Annotated in this window: 14 protein-coding genes; 5 read left to right on the top strand and 9 right to left on the bottom strand. The window is 38.5% G+C overall.

What is annotated here, in order from left to right; all coding sequences use genetic code 11:
- Window positions 1-2 precede the first annotated feature (2 nt).
- Window positions 3-1379 carry a sodium-dependent transporter gene (locus tag LQ50_RS15590; protein WP_034631068.1) on the top strand — a complete coding sequence of 459 codons (1377 nt, stop codon included), beginning with the start codon at window positions 3-5 and terminating at the stop codon, window positions 1377-1379.
- Between the two features lie 51 nt (window positions 1380-1430).
- On the opposite strand, the gene LQ50_RS15595 is transcribed toward LQ50_RS15590, so the two are convergent.
- The 9 genes from LQ50_RS15595 to LQ50_RS15635 form a co-directional block, all read right to left on the bottom strand.
- Window positions 1431-2636, bottom strand: a complete 1206-nt coding sequence (locus LQ50_RS15595) for an aminotransferase-like domain-containing protein (RefSeq protein WP_034631069.1) — start codon at window positions 2634-2636, stop codon at window positions 1431-1433.
- A gap of 350 nt (window positions 2637-2986) precedes the next feature.
- A complete protein-coding gene (locus LQ50_RS15600; RefSeq protein WP_034631071.1) occupies window positions 2987-4798 on the bottom strand; it encodes an ABC transporter ATP-binding protein in 1812 nt (603 codons plus the stop codon).
- Between the two features lie 10 nt (window positions 4799-4808).
- Entirely contained in the window at window positions 4809-6560 is a 1752-nt protein-coding gene (locus LQ50_RS15605) for an ABC transporter ATP-binding protein (RefSeq protein WP_034631073.1), read from the bottom strand.
- A 370-nt stretch (window positions 6561-6930) separates the two neighbouring features.
- Complete coding sequence (locus LQ50_RS15610) at window positions 6931-8340, bottom strand: SpoVR family protein (RefSeq protein WP_034631074.1); 1410 nt, start codon at window positions 8338-8340, stop codon at window positions 6931-6933.
- Window positions 8341-8465: 125 nt separating this feature from the next.
- Window positions 8466-10202, bottom strand: coding sequence for a phospho-sugar mutase (locus tag LQ50_RS15615; RefSeq protein ID WP_034631076.1), 1737 nt, complete (start codon window positions 10200-10202; stop codon window positions 8466-8468).
- A 330-nt stretch (window positions 10203-10532) separates the two neighbouring features.
- Window positions 10533-11057 carry a FixH family protein gene (locus LQ50_RS15620; RefSeq protein ID WP_034631081.1) on the bottom strand — a complete coding sequence of 175 codons (525 nt, stop codon included), beginning with the start codon at window positions 11055-11057 and terminating at the stop codon, window positions 10533-10535.
- A gap of 66 nt (window positions 11058-11123) precedes the next feature.
- Window positions 11124-12668: a bifunctional GNAT family N-acetyltransferase/carbon-nitrogen hydrolase family protein gene (locus LQ50_RS15625; RefSeq protein WP_034631083.1), complete on the bottom strand. Its 1545-nt coding sequence runs from the start codon at window positions 12666-12668 to the stop codon at window positions 11124-11126.
- 441 nt (window positions 12669-13109) lie between these two features.
- Complete coding sequence (locus LQ50_RS15630; protein WP_034631085.1) at window positions 13110-13595, bottom strand: chemotaxis protein CheX; 486 nt, start codon at window positions 13593-13595, stop codon at window positions 13110-13112.
- Window positions 13596-13692: 97 nt separating this feature from the next.
- On the bottom strand, window positions 13693-14379 hold the full coding sequence (locus LQ50_RS15635; protein WP_052144801.1) for a DUF2225 domain-containing protein: 687 nt from the start codon (window positions 14377-14379) through the stop codon (window positions 13693-13695).
- A gap of 272 nt (window positions 14380-14651) precedes the next feature.
- Between LQ50_RS15635 and LQ50_RS15640 the strand changes: the two genes are divergently transcribed.
- Genes LQ50_RS15640 through LQ50_RS15655 form a run of 4 tightly spaced genes read left to right on the top strand, consistent with a single transcriptional unit; the run spans window position 14652 to window position 20833 of the window.
- Window positions 14652-15806 carry a glucose-1-phosphate adenylyltransferase gene (locus tag LQ50_RS15640; RefSeq protein ID WP_034631088.1) on the top strand — a complete coding sequence of 385 codons (1155 nt, stop codon included), beginning with the start codon at window positions 14652-14654 and terminating at the stop codon, window positions 15804-15806.
- Between the two features lie 24 nt (window positions 15807-15830).
- Entirely contained in the window at window positions 15831-16937 is a 1107-nt protein-coding gene (glgD, locus tag LQ50_RS15645; RefSeq protein ID WP_034631091.1) for a glucose-1-phosphate adenylyltransferase subunit GlgD, read from the top strand.
- Between the two features lie 22 nt (window positions 16938-16959).
- A complete protein-coding gene (gene glgA / locus LQ50_RS15650; RefSeq protein ID WP_070808151.1) occupies window positions 16960-18453 on the top strand; it encodes a glycogen synthase GlgA in 1494 nt (497 codons plus the stop codon).
- Window positions 18389-20833, top strand: coding sequence for a glycogen/starch/alpha-glucan phosphorylase (locus tag LQ50_RS15655; protein ID WP_052144802.1), 2445 nt, complete (start codon window positions 18389-18391; stop codon window positions 20831-20833). The genes glgA and LQ50_RS15655 overlap by 65 nt, the downstream gene beginning before the upstream one ends.
- Window positions 20834-20881 lie beyond the last annotated feature (48 nt).

Here is a 20881-nt window from a genome sequence, read left to right on the forward strand (position 1 = left end):
TCGTGTCAAGAAAGCAAGAACCAGGACGTGAGCAATGGGCCACAAGGCTAGGATTTATTTTAGCTGCGATGGGCTCAGCTGTTGGATTAGGTAATATTTGGAGATTTTCTTATGTAGCAGGAGAAAATGGTGGTGCAGCATTTATCTTGGTATATCTAGTTATGATTGTTTTAATTGGTGTTCCCATTGTGATGTCTGAATTTACAATCGGACGTAAAGCACAAAGTGACGCCGTGGGTGCATTTGAAAAATTGTCACCAGGAGGAGAGCGATTAGCTCCAGGTGAACCATGGAAAGCAGCAGGTATCATGGGTGTTGCCGCTGCATTTATGATTCTTTCATTTTATGGTGTTATCGCTGGATGGATTGTTTATTATTTCGTTAATTACTTAACAGGTAACCTTTGGAGTGCTCCTGCAGGTGGATATGGTGATTTCTTCGGAGGCTTTATTACTAGCCCTACGCAACCACTTATGTGGCAGTTTTTATTTATGGCTTTAACAATTGGAATTGTCTTTGTTGGTGTAAAAAAAGGGATCGAACGTTCAAACAAAATCTTAATGCCATTACTTGGAATTTTACTTATTGTTCTTTCTATTTATGGATTAACTCTTGGTGGAGCACAAGAAGGTCTAGCCTTTTTATTCTCTCCTGATTGGTCTGCCTTAACCAATCCTAGCATTTATTTAGCTGCATTAGGGCAAGCATTCTTCTCTCTTAGTTTAGGGATGGGCGCCTTAATAACGTACGGAAGTTATTTATCAAACAAGGAGAAGCTTCCTGGTGCTGCTGCAAGTGTTGCTGGTTTAGATACAGCATTTGCTATTATTGCTGGTATTATGATCTTCCCTGCTGTGTTTGCTTTTGGAATTGAGCCTGGCTCAGGTCCTGGACTTGTGTTTGTTGTTATGCCTGATGTCTTTGATAGCTTTGCTCTTGGTGGCATTTTTGGACTTTTATTTTTCTTCTTACTTGCTGCAGCTGCTCTTACATCAGCTGTCTCATTATTAGAAGTAGCCGTAGCCTACTTTATGAGAAAATTTGCTTGGTCTCGTAAGCAAGCTGCGATTATTGTTGGTTCTTTAATCTTTTTACTAGGTATCCCGTCCTCTCTAGGTCAAGGAGTATTATCACATATTAGTATTATTGGAGGACGTGACATTTTAGATTCAATTGATTTTATCGCTTCAAATATCTTCCTTCCACTTGGTGGATTAATCATTGCCCTCTTTATGGGCTGGGGCTGGAAGAAAGCTGATGCCTTGCGTGATTCTGATTTTGGCAATACAACTCTAGGGCATATTTGGTTATTTTTATTACGCTATATCGTACCAGTAGCCATTATTGCTGTCTTTATTAGCTCAATTAGAGAATTTTAAATGATAAAAATGAGACTTAGTCGGTTATTGAACCAACTAAGTCTCGTTTTTTTATTTGACATTCACTAACCTTTTTTCCATTTCTTCTTGAATCATAGGAACAAATAATTTCATCCCTTGTTGAATTTTCTCTGGAGTCGCATGGGTAAAGTTTAATCGCAATGTATTTGTCTTTGGTGTTCCTGCGTAGAACGGTTCACCAGGTACGTAGGCGACACCGCGATCAACCGCATCATTTAAAAGCGAGGTCATATTCAACGACTTTTCTACTTCTAGCCAAAGAAACATTCCACCTTTTGGCTTAACAAAATGAACCTCTGGCAAGTTTGCTTCCTCCAAACACTGTACCATGACTTCCATCCGACTTTTATATACTTTAATTAAATGGTTAATATGTGCATCTAGATCATAATGCGTACATAATTGATATAGGGCTTGCTGGGACAAAGAGTTCGAATGTAAGTCATTTGCTTGCTTTGCCTGAGCCATCATTCGAATGACTTGATACGGTCCAACAATCCAGCCCGTACGCAGTGCAGGTACAGCTGTCTTAGAAAACGTACTCGTATACATGACATGTGTGCCATCATCTAAAGAGGCTAATGGTTGATAGACTTCATCCTCTGTAAACTGGAGCTCCCCATACGGATCATCCTCAAACACGACCACTTTGTACTTATGTACAAGATTAATTAGTTGCTTTCGTCTCTCAAGTGACCAAACCCGACCAGCAGGATTTGAAAATGTCGGAACTACATAGATACATTTTGGATTATGTTGTTTTAATTTCCTCTCTAAGTCGTCTGGAAGCATTCCATCATCATCAGAGTCGACTGCAACAACTGATGCTTCATACGATTTAAACACTTGAAGTGCAGCTAAATACGTTGGGTCTTCTGTTAAGACGACATCACCAGGACTTAGCATGATGCGCGAGAACAAATCAATCGCTTGTTGTGAACCTGTTGTGACCAAGACTTCATCTGATGTAAATCCAGTGATCCCTTTTTTGCTCATCCGTTCTAAGATAACTTCTCTTAATGGGCGATACCCTTCTGTCTCCATATACTGCAACGATTTTTTTCCTGTTTGAAAAACCCTTGAGAATGCATCTTCAAGTCCATCAAGAGGAAACAAATCATCATCTGGAAGTCCACCCGCGAATGAGATTACATTTCCTTTCCCTACAATTTTCAAAATATCTCTAACCGCAGAAGATTGCAAATAACGAACTCGATCTGCAAAGGCATACTTCATTTCTAGCACCTCTATTTTTATAAAATTTTGAATATTACATCTATATTACTCTGAATTCGCGAAATGTCAATCAATCTAACTCACTTTACAAAAAGAACCTAATGATTACTTTCTCCACCACCTGAGGAAATATTCTGACCTTCCTTTATTTGCCCTTATTAGGATACTATCTAGAGACTTTAGAAACAAGAAAAATGTGTCGATTTATTAGAAATAATGTAGAAGATAAATGGTCTAACGGAGATTATGTCAAAAAAAAGGACTCATAATGAGGCTTAGCAAGAACACATGAGCGAAATAGTGCACACAATGTGTTTCAATGGCAGCTCTTATAAGTCCACGTCACTTTATTAATTTTTATCCATCATGGCAGCATACTGCGATTTTACAAGATTATAGTAAGCCCTTCTACTTTCCATGAGCTCATCATGGGTTCCTTCTTCTAATACTTTCCCCTGCTCTAATACAATAATTTTATTGGCATCTCGTATCGTAGACAAACGGTGTGCAATCATCACTGCTGTACGATTAGCTAATAAGCGTTTTAATCCTTCTTGAATCTTCAGCTCCGTCTCTGTATCAATGCTTGCTGTTGCTTCATCCAAAATAAGAATGCGCGGGTTCGCAAGCAATGCACGTGCAAAGGATAGCAATTGACGTTCACCTACCGACAGAACATTTCCTTTCTCTTCGACTTCGGTATCATACCCATCCTCTAATTTCACAATAAATTCATGGGCTCCAATTGCTTTGGCCGCATCTTTTACTTCTTGATCTGTTGCATCCGGTCTCCCAAAACGAATATTATCCATTATCGTTCCAGCAAAGATAAACGTATCTTGCAGCACATAGCTTACATTAGAACGAAGCTCATCTAAACGCAAATCACGTAAATCCGTTCCATCAAGAAGAACTTGCCCTTTTGTCGGATCATAAAAACGACTCATTAAGTTCACAATCGTTGATTTTCCTGAGCCCGTATGACCAACAAGCGCAATGGTTTGCCCCGCTTGAAAGGTTAAGTTAATGTCTTGAAGAGCTTTCCTTGATTCATCATAAGCAAATTCAACATCCCGAAAAACAATCTCACCTTTCACCTCTGAAAGAGAAATAGCGTCCTTCTTTTCAGGTACAGATGGTTTTTCATCGAGAAATTCGAAGATTCGCTCAGATGAGGCCATTCCAACGAGCAATTGATTATACACTTGCCCTAATCTAGAAATCGGTTCCCAAAACATACCTAAATAAAAAGCAAACGATACAAATACCCCAATGGAAATCGTATTTGATTCAATTAAAGAAGCACCGTACCAAATTAATACAACTGCTCCAATAGCACTTGACATTTCAACAAACGGTCGAAATATAGCATTCATTCTCGTTGCGTGTTTCCAACTTTCATAATTATCGGTGTTTACTCCATCGAAAAAATCCATGTTTTCTTTTTCCTGTGCATATGCTTGGGTCACACGAATCCCTTGAATACTTTCATTTAGATGTGAATTCATTTTAGATTGTCTCACACGCACCGTCTGCCAAGATCGGCGAATTTTTCTTCTAAGCTTTGTAGATATAAAAAACATAATAGGCAGAACGATTAATATTAACATCGCAAGCTCAGGACTTAACGTAAATAAGATAATGATAATCCCAACTAGCATAACAATATCCATTAATAAATTGACTACACCATTCGTAAAAAGGTCCTGCATGGAATTAACGTCATTAATTACCCGAACAAGAATTGATCCCCCCGAGCGTTGATCAAAGAAACGGTGTGATAGGCGCTGTATATGATTAAACAACGCCGTTCGAATATCAAAAATCATATGCTGACCGATTTCATTCATCCATCTAATCCGAAATACATTAGCAATCCATGAAAATAAATAAAGCCCTAGTACGCTTACCGCAAATAAATAAAGGAGGTTGACATCTCCTGGAATAATGGCATAATCAATCGCTAATACGCCGATAAATATCGGAACCGCTATCCTAACGGCTGTAACAATTAACATGGCAATGATTGTTTTGGGCAAAAGTGTCCAAGCATAAGGCTTCATATAACTTAATAGGCGGACCATTTGTGACCAATTAAATGGCTTTTCAATGATCTGTTCTGTCGTATAATGAAATCTCGATCGCTTTGTTGTTTGTTCCATGGTCTCCCCCTTACGCCTGTTGAAGAACGTATTCTTGGTCTTGGTTTTGAATGTCATAAATTCTGCGATAAACCCCTTGTGAATGAAGCAACTCATCATGGGTTCCACGCTCACAAATTTCCCCGTCGTTAAGAACCATGATTTCATCGGCATGTTTTACAGATGAAATACGATGAGCAATAATAAATGTCGTACGTCCTTTCATCACTTCACGAAAGGCCTTCTGAATCTTCACTTCTGTTTGCATATCGACTGCACTAGTTGCATCATCTAAGATCAAAATCTTTGGATCCATAATGATCGCTCTTGCGATGGCAATCCGCTGTTTTTGACCACCTGATAATCCAAGCCCTCGCTCTCCAAGTACAGTCTCATATCCATCCGGTAATGCATTGATAAATTCATGAGCATCCGCCCGTTTTGCTGCTTCAATAATTTGATCCATAGATATATCAGGCCTTCCATATGACAGATTATCACGGATCGTCGAAGAGAATAAAAATGTTTCTTGCAACACAACACCTATTTGTTCTCTCAAATCACTTAAAGAGAACTCATCTATCGATTTTCCATCAATGAGTATATCTCCAGAAGAACGTTCGTAAAACCTTGTTATCAATTGGATAATACTTGATTTACCAGAACCCGTTGCTCCAATTAAACCAATTGTTTTTCCTCTTGTCGCTTCAAAAGAAATTCCTTTTAAGGCAGGAGTATACTTATCTCCATAAGTAAGTGAGACTTCATTAAATACGACCTCCCCCACAAAATCCTTCCTTGTTTGCACATTAGGCAATGCCTCGTCTTTTCTTTCTACTTCATCTAAAATCTCTAATAAACGTTCTCCTGATGCTTTAGATTGCGAGAACATGTTAATAATGAACCCTAAATTCATAATCGGACCGATGATATACCAAACCAAACTAAAAAAGGCAACAAGTTCACCAGGCTGTATGCTTCCTTGAATCGTTAAATATCCACCAAATGCCAAAAGAAAAACAGCTGACAAATTCCCTAAAAACTCCATAAACGGGAAATAGTTGCCCCATATTTTTGAAATATCTAGATGCTTCTGCCGATAATCTTCATTCGACTTTTCAAAACGATTGATCTCTTGATCTTCTTGAGATAATGCCTTTACTGTATGCATCCCACTTACATTCTCTTGTACTTTCGTATTTAACCTTGCTAAAGACTTTCGAATCCCGCGAAATCCTGGGTGGACTCGCTTGTCAAATTTCTTTACCGTGATGGCCAAAAACGGAAGTACAGCTAACGTGACAAGAGTAAGAGGGATTGAATAGTAGAACATGACCACCATACTAAAGCCAACAAGTAAGACAAAGTTCACTACTTGAGCACAGCCAAATGATAGAAAAAATCGAAACGTTTCCACATCACCTGTTAGTCGAGACATTAAGTCCCCTGTTTTCGCATTGTCATAATAGCGAAAAGGAAGAAATTGAAGTTTTCTATACAACGTATTCCGTAATTTGTAGACCGTTGTAATTCCAAATAAATCACCATAATATTGATGAATGTATACGGCTCCTCCTTTTAGCGCCATCACCACAACAATGGCTAAGGCTAAATAAGGGATTAATCCATAGTTCTCTGCTCTAACAGCATGGTCAATCGTAAACTGTAAGATCATCGGATAAAGAACCGTCATACCAGTAACAATAAATAATGCCAATAGCGACCAAATAAAATACCCTTTGTAAGGCCAATAAAATTGCTTCAACCGTTTAAATGTCTCCATAGTCACTCTCCCGCCTTAAAATCTTTCCGAAATCTAATATTTAGCTACTCGAATAATAAATTGACTATCATTAATAGTACTCCGGTAGCCAAGAATCCGTCAACATTCAATTAGCAATTTTCTGTAATTTCAATAACTTTAATTATTTGCATGAAAACAGGTAAGCTCGGAGATAGAGCTTACCATAATATCGATTTAATGAAAAAAGGAAAGGGCGCCTTTACTTTAACAGAGCGAACCCGCTTGCGATGGCTTCTCTCGCCGTGCGCCTAAAGGAGAAACCCGCTCCTTTAGGCTTAAGACATTACGGCGGCTCCGCTCATCGCTTCGATTTAATGAAAAAAGGAAAGGGCGCCTTTTTTCATTAAATCTACAGGTATTTTCGGTGGACTTTTTTTCCGTCGTAGACGAAGGCGATTTCTTTTTCGTTAATGAGTGTTTCGATATGAACGGGGCGGCCCCACAGTTGATGTAAATAGGGGAGTACTTTTTCTAAATAGCCAACATCTAATTCAGTTCCTTCGTAATTGTGCTTAATATAGAGCTCACCATTTTTTAAATAATCTCCGTCTGTAATGACTAAATATGGAAACCCTCCATTGACTCGAGATTGAGCTAGTTGATCTCTGACTTGTTCCCATTGTTTATCAATGATTTTGTAATCTGCGCCTTGTTTTTGGAACAAATACATATCTTCCCTTGTAACGAGATCTTTCGTTAAATAATTCCGAATAAAAGAAATATCTGATTCAATCTCTCGTACTTCAAACATTTTCTCTCGTCCGCTCCCTGGAGTTACCCCTTGGCGTTCTTGCATGTCTTTTGTCGGGTTGTTGTATCGTTCTTCAATATCTTCAAATATTTTAAGTCCTAAATAGTATGGATTAATCGATGTCTTTGATGGCTGTACGACACCTGCATTAAGTTTGGCAAATTCAATCGTTTCTTCACTAGTCAAATCCATTTCTCTAAGGATCCGTTGATGCCAATAGGACGCCCAGCCTTCATTCATGATTTTCGTTTCTAGTTGCGGCCAGAAATATAACATTTCTTCACGCATCATTGTTAAAACATCACGCTGCCATGGTTCGAGTTCTCTACTATACTCCTCAATGAATAGCAAGATATCTTTTTCAGGATTGGGAGGGAAATGTTTCTTTCTCGGCTTAGGTTTTTCCGTTTTCTTTTTTTCGTCAAGAGACCATAAGTCATCATATTCTGTTTGTTTTTTCCTTGGTTCTAGCTCATCATCCTCCATACTCCAATTAAGCTTTGGACGAAGAATACTTGGATCAATATGTTCCTGTATAGCTAACACAGCATCTAGAAAGTTCTCGACCTCTTCTTTTCCATGTACATGCTCATAATGAGCAATTCGTTCAGCAGTGGCACTCATACTTTCCACCATGTCTCGGCGAGTATTGGAGAACCTGACGTTATTTTTAAAGAAATCGCAATGGGCAAGGACATGAGCAACAATCAATTTATTTTGGATAAGAGAGTTGCTATCTAATAAAAAGGCATAACAAGGATCAGAGTTAATGACAAGCTCATAGATCTTACTCAGTCCTAAATCATATTGCAGTTTCATTTTATGAAATTGCTTTCCAAAGGACCAATGACTATACCTAGTTGGCATCCCGTAAGCACCGAATGTATAAATAATTTCAGCAGGACAAATCTCATATCTCATCTCGTAAAAATCGAGCCCAAATCCATCGGCAATCTCCGTAATCTCAGCAATAGAATGTTCAAGCTGCTTCCAATTTTCCGACGTCATTCGAATCCCTCCTTGAACGTGCTTTCTTTCAAGTTATGATGAGTTCAATCAATTCATGAGTACAACTGCTTTGATTTCTTTTAAAAATAGCAAAAAGCTACCGAAACTGGTAGCTTTTTCACTGGTTAGATTAACTTTTGAACTAAGCCCATAACTGCTTGTTTAAGCTGTTCGAGCGATGTTTGACTCTCTGCTAATGTTTCTTTATTGACTCCAAAGTAAAATTTAATCTTCGGTTCAGTTCCAGATGGGCGAATGCAGAACCAAGAGCCGTCCTCTAAAATATATTTTAATACATTGGATGATGGCAACTCGATTTTGCTTTCTTCCCCTGTTAACGCATTCTTTGACTCACCGAACTTGTAGTCTTCGATGGTTACAATCTTACTTCCATTTAATTCTTTTGGGGGAGCTTCTCTAAACGATGCAAGGATTTGATTAATTTGCTCAATGCCGGCTTTCCCTTTTAAAGTCAAAGACTCTAATCCTTCTTGATAGTAACCGTATTTATCAAAAACTTCCATTAGCCCATCAAACAAATTCATGTTACGTGATTTATAATAGGCTGCTAATTCAGCAGCGAGCAAGCAAGCTTGTACAGCGTCCTTGTCTCGAACAAAGTCACCAATTAAGTAGCCATAACTTTCTTCATATCCAAACAAGAAAGAATGTTCACCTGTTTGTTCATACTGTTTAATTTTCTCACCAATAAACTTAAATCCTGTTAATGTGTCAACGGTTGTTAACTGATATTCATCCGCGACAGCTCTCCCAATTTCAGATGTCACAATCGTTTTTAAGACAACGCCATTTGCAGGCAACGTTTGTTGAGCTTGTTTTTGTGACAAGATGTAGTCTAACATTAAAGCACCTGTTTGGTTTCCTGTTAGAACGACATAATCTCCTTCTTGGTTTTTAACCGCTACACCAACACGGTCACCGTCTGGATCCGTTGCGATTAACACATCAGCATCAAGCTTCTTCCCGTGCTCAATAGCTAATTCAAAAGCAGCATGCTCCTCTGGGTTGGGGGATTTCACCGTTGAGAAATTCGGATCAGGCAGTTCTTGCTCAGGAACAACGGTTACTTGAGAAAAGCCACTGCTTTCAAGAACGCGACGAACAGGTAGGTTAGCCGCTCCATGTAGAGGTGTGAACACAATTTTCACCTCATCACCAAATTGTTCAATGATTTCTTTTTGAACAATAATCGACTGGAGCTTCTCGTTATAAGCGCTATCAATATCATCTGAAATAATTTGAAGAAGACGGCTTCCTTTTAGTTCTAACTCATCAGCCACTTCAATTTGAAGCTCGTCCTCAATTTCATTTACATAGCGAACAAGTTCATCTGCCGGCCCAGGTGGCAATTGCCCTCCATCCTCTCCATATACTTTAAAACCATTATATTCTGGAGGATTATGGCTTGCCGTAATCACAATTCCTGCGTATGCATTTAAATGACGAACAGCAAAAGAAAGCTCAGGTGTCGGACGCAGCTCATGAAATAAATACGACTGAATTCCGTGCTTCCCTAATGTCAAAGCAGATTCTAAAGCAAACTGTCTAGATTTATGTCTAGAGTCAAATGCAATAGCTACTCCACGTTCTTTTGCTTTTGTACCTGCCTTTTCAATGAAGCGTGCTAGACCTTCAGCCGCTCTACGAATCGTATATGTATTCATTCGATTTGGACCTGGGCCAATTTCGCCTCTCATGCCCCCAGTTCCAAACTCTAAATCTTTATAAAAGCAATCTTCAAGCTCGACTTCATTTTCTTTCTTCTCATCTAATGCTTCTTTCCATTCTGATTCTAAAGCTGAAAAATTCATCCATTTTTGATACTGATCTTTCCAAGTCATTTTCTTCCTCCTAATTCATGCAGTATGTCGTCTATTATAGCATTTCAATTCGATCCTAGGACCAAATTATCCTTTAAAATTCCAAAAATAAAAGTAAAAGGCCACTGAAAAAGGGACGATTTTCACCTTTTTCAGTGGCCTTTAAGCAATGAGGGGAACGGTTGCTTTGTTTTGAACCAACTATGAGTGGGTTTCATAGGTACAAACTTGCTTTGCACCGGCAGCCGACTTTAGGAGGCTCATGTTTCTCCTAGCAGACGCGCAACCTGTGGAGCCATTGCGGTTTCCTCGAATCTTCAATCTTTGTTGAAACATATTTACTCTTCTCTTTTACTTATTAAAAGCTGGAATATTGCTCAAACTTCTCTCGATTTCTGATGGAAGGGGCTGTTCTAGGTGAAAGTGATCGTTCGGGTCTCTGTTTCCTTCTGAGACGACGGAGCCATCCACAGTAAATAAGATTTGATTCTTGTAAACTTGGTCGCCTTGTTTCGCTTCAACCATCGCTATCCAAGTTCCGGGTACGGAGAATACGATTTCTGTTTCATAAAGTCCACCTTCCACCCGACTAAACACTTTTTCAATTTGATGAACGGTATCTGGTCGATCAAATACAGCTGTCACGGTAGCATTTTCAATAGAACTTCCAAATTTATCCTCCAGAAAAATTTGAAAGTCAATGGCTTGTCCTGTTTGATAAAACTCATCTGCACCTGCAAATGATAAGGTCCAATTCGTTGCCATATTCTCCTTGTTAAGGAATGTAATAATTAAATAAGAAGAAAGAACTAAAATACATAGTAGACTCAGCAGTAGTATTGGGCTTTTTTCTAATGGTTCCCTCTCTAGTCTCATCAGGCTGACCTCCCTTATAAGTCACACATCAGCCTTTCCAAACTAGAGAGGAGGTAAACATAGAAATTAAGTTTGTTTATAATTGATCGAATAAATATCATGCCTACGATCACGCAATTGATTCACACTACCAGCGCGCCGGTTCCGTCTAAGGATTTCCAAATCCACATCACCCACCACGACGGTTTCTATATTTGCTTGACACTCCCCGACAACGCCATCTCGTGCAAAGGTAAAATCGGAAGGACTAAAGATACCTGATTGTGCATATTGAATATCCATGTTTTCAACATCAGTTAAATTACCTACCGTTCCAGAAAGGACCGTGTATACCTGATTTTCAATTGCACGTGCTTGAGAGCAATATCTTACACGTAAGTAGCCTTGACGATCATCCGTACAAAACGGTGTGAAAATAATATTTGCGCCTTTATCAACTGCGATACGTGCTAACTCTGGAAACTCAATATCGTAACAAATTTGAATCGCAATCTTTCCGCAATCGGTATCAAAAACATTGACTTGATTTCCACCAGAGATCCCCCAGAACTTTCGCTCATTAGGAGTGATATGAAGTTTGTACTGCTTCTCAATTGTCCCGTCTCTTCTAAACAAATAAGCAATATTAAAAATCTTTCCTTCTTCTTCAACAAAGTGTGAGCCACCGATAATATTTACATTGTATTTCACAGCAAGGTTCGTAAATAATTCAATATAATCCTCTGTAAATTCCGTTAACCTTCTTATCGCAAGACTTGGGCTTTTTTCAGGTAAGAACGATAACAGTTGAAGTGTAAAAATTTCCGGAAACACAGCAAAATCAGAATGATAACTTGCTGCTACATCTGTATAGTACTCACACTGAATAGCAAAATCTTCAAACGAGGAAATTTTCTTCATCGCATACTGAATCGTTGTAATTCGTACAGGAAACGATGTTTTAAATTGTCGTTTTGGTACGGTAGGCCGATAATCAATATTATTCCATTCCATTAATGTGGCATATCGAAGGGACGCCCGGTCATCTTCCAAATAATTCGGGTTAATACGCTTCATTGTAAATCCATTCATTACTTGGAACGTAAGGACAGGGTCATAAATGTTATGCATGGTCACTTCTTCAACATATTGCCTAGGCGTCATTTCTTTTGCATGTTTAAAGTAATTAGGGATACGACCACCAATAATAATACTTTTTAAGTTTAATTCCCTCGCTAGGTCCTTCCTTGCCTCATATAACCTATGACCAATTTTCATCCTTCTGTATTCAGGGTGAACCATAACCTCAATTCCATATAAATTATATCCTTCATAATCATGGTTCGTTATATATCCATTATCCGTTATTTCATCCCAAGTGTGTTGGTCATCGTATTCATCAAAGTTAATAATGAGACTAGAACAAGACCCGATTATTTCTCCGTCATACTCTACACAAAATTGACCTTCCGGGAAAATATCAACATGACTTTGCAAATGTTTGCGCTCCCAAGGCTCCATATTTGGGAAACATACCTTAGACATTTCAATAATGTCATCAAAGTCATCTGGTACAATATTTCGGATGATCATCTTTTTTTCAAATTTAGAAACATCTATTTTTTTAGACATAACACCCACTCCTTCCATTCATTCATGAAGTTTACCCTTTTTTCTTTAGAATGAACACTCTTTTGAATTTCACTCTAACATAGTTTTTAATTAAAGGCAGTTTTCGCATATTTTGTTGTATTTATGGGTTACGTGTCATTCACATGTTCGTTCCATTGCGCTTCAGTCACTCGCACCCGCAAGGAGGTGCCGAGCCTCCTCGGCTGCGCCTGTGGGGTCTCGCCCTTACCTCTGCATCCCGCAGGAGTCGAGTGACTTCCGCTCCATTTCACTACGAGAATACAAATTTCTTCACAGCAACAATCTTTACGAAAATTGCCTAATTAAAGAGCTATACATAAAAAAAGACATAGATGAGGGCACTAAAAAGGCGACGTTCCCCTTTCCTAGTATCCACTTCAATGTCTTTACTAGAGTGAGCTGTATAGCGATTCCTTCAGCTCAAACATTCACAGCTTCTTTTTTTAGCTCTTCTTCCTTAACAGAAATATGTACATAAATTCGTCCAATTCGGCTATCCATTGGCACGGTTATAAAAGGGTAACTTGAGTGTAACTTCGATTCTCCTTCATTAATAATGGGGGTCGTTACATCAATGATACACGATTCTTTCGATAGTTCTGTTGCCGTTCTTCCAGCGATCCAATTCCCAAACTCTTGAACGGCGCTCCAGCACATTTCATCTAAATGATCAATTTGTATCCCGCCCATCATGGCTCCAACTATTTCTTTTGCCGTATTAGCAGAGAACGAACAAACAATTTGTCCTAACAACTCCCCTTTAACACCTAAAATAACAGCTATTTCATTTGAAGGAATCGAACCAATCCCAGAACTTGGAGCTTGATGAGAAACTTCTAACCCAAGATGATTCGTTAATATTTCTTGCGTAGCTCTGCAAATAGCATTTACATGGTTAACATTCACTGTGATTCCCCCCAATGCTACTTGGTTAATGTAGCTTTTTGTCGACTTTTACATTTTCTTTAGTTTATCACACCTACGACCATTTTACTATTCAACATTAGCTCACTTGGTCACTGTTTCGAATGATATACCATTGTTCCCTAGCCATCTCGACCGTTTTCGGTTCCAATTGTCTATATTTATGTTGTATGACCCTGGAAAAGGACGACGTCGCTTCTTCCTTATCTCCCGCTCTTCTGGCAACCTCTCCGATCATGTAAAGAAGCTTCACCTCAGACATTTGTGTCCCTTCATAATCCCCTTTTTCAAAAGACAACTTATACTGTTGCAACGCCCTCTCTAAAAAACGTAGTTCTTGTTCACCATTTTTTACGAGACGATAAATCCATGCCAAACGTACACAGATACCCGCTATCACAATATGTTTTTCCTGCTTTAACATAGCTGAATAGAGAGCAAGCTTTTTCGTTTGAATGGCCTCACTCTCCGTACGTTCCCCACCAAAGTCCTGGTTTCGCCATCCCTTAAAGCCTTCTTTCACTGCCTGTTTCGCTGCGTCTGAAAAGTGATTCGTAAACGATTCGTTCGAGGCGAAACCACATTTTGGACAAACATCTACATCATATAAATGTGGATTGATTAGGTTATCCGCATATTCTGTGTAAAAATCACTATGTACATTTTTTACTCTAACGTACCGCGTTCGAATTCGTTTCGTTTGGAATGAATCCAAACAAAACAGACAAGTGACTTTTTTATCATAAAATGCGTTCATATCATTCATTTTCTAACTCACCCTAGTTTAAAAGTTATACATATATGATAGTTCAAAAGTAATGCGTTTGACTAGTTCTTTTGTTAAGTTTCTCTACTGCACTTTCGTACATTAGAATTTATTTTTTTTATTTGTTTGGAATGTTAAGCGCTTCTACCCGCATACACTTTAAAACAACATTGTGGTCATGCACTCTCAATAAATGGATACCTCTCTAATGAAACAAGTTCGTATCCCCACAAATCTTATGTTTAAAATCACTTTAGACTGGGGCGGTAAAGATGAATAGAAGTCAAGAATGCGTTGCAATGCTACTAGCAGGCGGCGAAGGCAAACGTCTAGGAAATTTAACAAAAAAATTAGCCAAGCCCGCTGTATACTTCGGAGGAAAATACCGAATTATTGATTTTCCATTAAGTAATTGTATTAACTCAGGAATCGAAACAGTTGGAGTCTTAACCCAATATGAACCCCTTGCTCTTAATCACCACCTTGGCATTGGGACACCTTGGGATTTAGATCGACGAAACGGCGGCTTAACGACCCTTCCTCCTTTTGTAGAAAAGCGAGGAGGTTCATGGTATTTAGGTACCGCAGATGCCATCTTTCAAAACCGTTGTTTCATTGAACAATATGATCCTGAATATGTATTGATCTTATCCGGTGACCACATATACAAAATGGATTACAGCCTCATGCTTGAATACCATAAGGAGCAGGGTGCCGAGGCATCGATCTCTGTTATAGAAGTTCCTTGGGAAGAGGCTAGTCGGTTCGGAATTATGAATGCAACGGAAAATGGAGATATTCTTGAGTTTGAAGAAAAGCCAGCAAATCCTAAGAGTAACTTGGCTTCTATGGGGATATACATCTTCAATTGGTCTGTTTTAAGATCGTATTTAAATCAGGATGCAAAGTCCATTGAATCTAGTCACGACTTTGGAAAAGATATTATTCCAGCTATGCTAAAAGATAATCGAAAGCTCTATGCTTACCCGTTTTCGGGATATTGGAAAGATGTAGGTACGGTCCAAAGTTATTGGGAAGCGAATATGGATTTATTAAACAATCAGCCTTCATTAAAACTAAACGAATACAACTGGCGCATCTATTCTGTTAACGAATGTCAATCACCGCAATATATATCACCTCAAGCTCAAGTCACAGACTCTTTAGTAAATGAAGGCTGTGTCATATATGGACATATTTCCAATTCTATATTATTTCATCAAGTGGGAGTTGGCTACCATAGTCAACTAGACCAATGTGTCGTCATGCCTCATGTAAAGATTGGGCAAAATGTTAAGTTAAAAAAGGTCATCTTAGCTGAAGGGGTGACGATTCCTGATGACACAGAGATTCAATCACCCGATCATGAAATTATCGTAATAGACAAAGAAACCCCTATAGAAAACTACGCAACTATACCTAGATAAAATTCACTTGAGAGGACGACATGAATGGAAAAACTTATCGGTGTCATTCAAATAGATGGGGAAATAGATTTATTAAAAGAACTCACGTATTTTCGGTGCGGAGCTGCTGTTCCATTTGGTAGTCGGTACCGCATGATTGATTTTGTCCTTTCAAATATGGTTAATTCTCACCTTCAAGACATAGCTGTTTTCACTAGACAAAAATACCGCTCACTCATGGACCATTTAGGAACGGGGAAACCATGGGATTTAGACCGAAAACGAGGTGGATTATTTATTCTTCCACCTGACTGGAACGATCCTACCGATTTATCTCGAGGAGACTTGCAGCATTTTCATAACAATAGAGACTTTTTTACTCGTGGATTAGGAGAATATGTTCTTATTACTGGAAGTCACCATATTTGCAATATTGATTATCGAAAAGTATTTCAACATCACCTTAATACTGGTGCAGATGTAACGGTTATTTATCAACCTGTTTCCCATTTACAATCCGAGCATTTCACTGAAAAGAAACTAGAGTTAGATCCTTCTGGAAAGGTCTTAAATATAACAACTGATACGAATAATAAAAACGTATTTATGGATATGTATATTATCAAGAAGTCTCTCTTACTAGAGCTAGTAGATTACTGCATTGCTAGAAAAAAAGAAAACTTATTACTTGATGGAATAATAGCTAATCTACATCGTCTTTCTGTGCTTTCATATGAATACAATGGTTATCTAGCCGTTATTAATTCGATTGAAAGCTATTATAAACACAGTATGTCCCTTTTAGATATCGATGTGTATGCTCAATTGTTTTTAAATAGAAAACCTATTTATACAAAACCAAAAGATGAACCTCCTACGAAGTATACGAAAAGTGCTGTTGCAAAGGGCTCATTAATAGCAAATGGTTGTGTCATTGAAGGGACAGTTGAAAATAGCATCCTTTTCCGCGGCGTTCATATACATAAAGACGCCATTGTACGAAATTCAATTGTTATGCAACGGTGCGAAATTCTTCAAGGCTCTTTATTGCAGAATGTCATCCTAGATAAAGATATTTTTATTTCACCTGATAGAACCTTTATTGGCGCACCCGAGAACCCATATATTGTTGCAAAGCGAAAAGTCTTATAAACATTTGAAAGGAGTCAAGCTGATGAATATTGTAATGGCTGCATCTGAATGCGCACCTTTTTTTAAGACAGGAGGTTTAGCTGATGTTATTGCATCCCTTCCAAAAGCACTTGCCAGTAAAAAACATAATCTAACGGTCATCTTACCTAAATATCGTTCCATGCCTTCAGAAATCCAAAAACAATTACAATTTGAAGGCTCATTTGATGTTTGGGTCAAATGGAGAAAACAATATTGTGGCTTGTTTTCTTATAAGCAAGATAAGGTGAAGTACTATTTTATTGATAACGAATATTATTTTAACAGAGCTCACCTATACGACGAGCCAGATGATGCCGAGCGGTTCGTCTTTTTTTCTCATGCATTTTTTGAAACTCTACAAACGTTACAATTAATCCCAGACATCATCCATTGTCATGATTGGCAAACAGGCTTGATCCCTCTTTATACTAAGGCTCGAGTCTATCAACACCCTGTAAAAACAGTCTTTACGATTCATAATTTAAAATATCAAGGGGTCTTCCCCCTATCCATTTTCCATGAATTATTGCATTTAGATCCTGTTCATATGGGTGGGCTTGAGCTAGATGGAATGATTAATTTTATGAAAGGTGCACTTATCCACGCAGACTGGATCACAACCGTTAGTCCATCTTACGCACAAGAAATACTAGATCCTTATTATGGCGAGGGGTTAGAAAATTATTTGACTAATCGCATCTCAAGTATCACAGGAATTGTAAATGGAATCGACGAAGACATTTATAACCCTCAATCCGACCTTAATGTATCGGTCCCATACTCTAGAAATTATGCGGGCAAAAAAGAGAATAAGAGGGTTATGCAACAAGAATTAGATTTAAATATTTCAAAAGACGTTCCTATGTTTGTGCTAATTAGTCGTTTAGTAGAAGAAAAAGGTCTCCCCCTTCTTACTCACATTCTCGATGAACTACTTAGCACTGAAACGATTCAAATCATCATTATGGGGACGGGAGAAGCATGCTTTGAAGAAGCCTTTCATTCAATTTCAAATAGGTATCCTGACTCATGCAGGTTCATAAATGTATTCCATGAAGGCCTCGCTCATAGATTATATGCCGCTTCTGATTTCTTTCTTATGCCGTCGAGGTTTGAGCCTTGTGGTTTAGGCCAATTAATTGCCCTTCGCTATGAAAGTATTCCAATTGTGAGAGAAACAGGAGGGTTAAAAGATACAATAAAACCGTATAATGAATTTAATGGAGAAGGAAATGGCTTTTCTTTCACGAATTATAATGCCTATGACTTTTTAAACACCATTCGTTATGCTATCCATTTATACTATCAGCCAACCCATTGGAACCGACTCCTAAAGAACGTTTACAAATCCAAATTAAACTGGGAACATTCTGCATCATGCTATGAAGACTTATATAACATGCTACTGCAGGTGAATGAGGAGGAAAACTATGACCATGACCGTCGACAATCTAAGTCAGTTACTGAAAGAGAAGCTCACCTCATCATTCGGTAAAAGCCTCGAGGAAGCTACGACTAAAGAAGTGTTTCAATCCATTTGTTTGATCATGAAAGATTCCATACATCCGAATTGGCAAATGACGCAGCAAACTTATGATGAAAATGAAAGCAAACAAGTGTATTACTTTTCGATGGAGTTTCTGCTCGGAAGAATGATTGAGACAAATCTACTAAATATGGGTTTATTAGATGTCTACAAAGAGACGTTGACCTCCCTAGAATTCAACCCGGAGGAAGTATTTAAGGAAGAACATGATGCGGGGCTTGGAAACGGAGGTCTTGGCCGGTTAGCAGCTTGCTTTTTAGATTCTCTTGCCTCCCTTCAACTCCCCGGATACGGGATGGGCATTCGTTACAAATACGGATTATTTCAACAAAAGGTTGTAAATGGCTATCAGGTTGAGCTGCCAGATTATTGGCTAGAAGATGAATACATGTGGGAAACAAAGAGAAATGACAAAGCCATTGAAGTACGCTTTGGTGGGACCGTTGAAACAACGACGATTAATGGGGAACTCCATTTTCAACATCACGATTATGAACGTGTTCTCGCAATCCCATATGATGTACCTATAGTAGGTTATGACAATAGTACAGTAAATACCCTTCGCTTATGGAGCGCTGAATCAACGACGAATCACTTCCACTTTCATTCAAGCCGCGGCCATGATTACTATCACTATCTTGACTATAAACGCTCCATTGAAAAAATATCAGAATTTCTTTATCCAGATGATTCCTATTATGAAGGAAAAATATTGCGCCTAAAACAACAATATTTTCTCGTATCCGCTGGCTTACAAAGCATCATGCAAAAATACAAAAAACGAAACAAACCACTTCAAGAGCTTTCTAAACATGTTGTTATCCAAATAAACGATACTCACCCAAGTTTAGTAGTACCAGAACTAATGCGTATCTTGCTTGATGATGAAAGGCTTGGTTGGGATGAGGCTTGGGCCATCACTCAAGAAACCGTTGCATACACAAATCACACAACCTTAAGTGAAGCTTTAGAGAAATGGCCAGAAGATATGATTGAGACACTATTTCCAAGATTGTACCAGATTATTTATGAAATCAATGAACGTTTTTGCAAAATGCTTTGGTTTGACTATCCTGAATTACGTGAGAAAATTCCGGAGATGGCCATTTTAGCTTATGGACAAATTCATATGGCACATCTAGCAATGGTAGGCAGCTTCAGTATTAATGGCGTTGCCAAGTTACATACGAGCATCTTAAAAGATCGTGTAATGAAGCCATTTCATATTGTATACCCTGACCGCTTTAATAATAAGACCAATGGAATTACTCATAGACGTTGGCTACTAAATGCCAATCCTGGGCTTGCTCATATTATTACCGAAGCGATTGGTACCGATTGGATCAAGAAACCAGAACAACTTGTTTCAATACTACCATATGCGACAGATCCAGCTTTTCAAGATTTAGTCGCTCGGGTAAAACATGAAAACAAACAAAACCTAGCTACGTATATCAAACAGCATTACAATCTCACCATTGATGATGAGGCTATTGTGGATGTTCATATTAAACGCCTACATGGATATAAACGTCAGCTATTAAATCTATTTCATATTATTCACCTTTATAATACTTGTTTGGAAAACCCTAGTATCAAAATGACTCCACGTATCTTCATTTTTGGAGCAAAGGCTGCACCTGGTTATACATTTGCCAAACAAGTCATCAAGCTAACTAATGCCGTTGCAGAAAAGATTAACCACCACCCGACTGTTAGCAAGCATTTGAAAGTCCTATTTTTAGAAAATTACCAAGTGACGTTAGCAGAAAAAATTATACCTGCTGCAGATGTCAGTGAGCAAATCTCTACAGCTAGTAAAGAAGCATCTGGCACGGGGAACATGAAGCTGATGATGAACGGTGCATTAACAATCGGAACGCAAGACGGGGCTAATGTTGAGATTGGTGAGTATGTTGGCAATGACAATATTTTCACTTTCGGTATTACTTCTGAAGAGGTATTTCAATATCAGATGCGCGGTGACTATCGTGCAAGGGATTATTACAACGATGATCGAAGGTTACGTAATGTAATGGACCTCCTTGTTAATCAACACTTCTCTGGCGATGACGTTGATTTTAAGGATATCTTCTACTCGCTCCTTTATAACAATGATGAATATTTTGTCTTACGAGACTTTGATAGTTACCTCTCTTCTCAACAGCGAGTGGATCAATGCTATCAAAATCAAAGAGATTGGCTCCAAAAAAGCATCGTTAACATTGGACATTCTGGTGCATTTTCAAGTGATCGCACGATTCGAGAATATGCCGAAGAGATTTGGAAAATCCAACCTACTACTGTCCCGACCCATCCTATTTTATAAAAGGCCCAACTTCAATAAAAATTCGAGGCTGTCTCAAAGGTCCAAATT

Source organism: Halalkalibacter okhensis (genome assembly GCF_000787375.1).
GTDB lineage: Bacteria > Bacillota > Bacilli > Bacillales > Bacillaceae_D > Halalkalibacter > Halalkalibacter okhensis.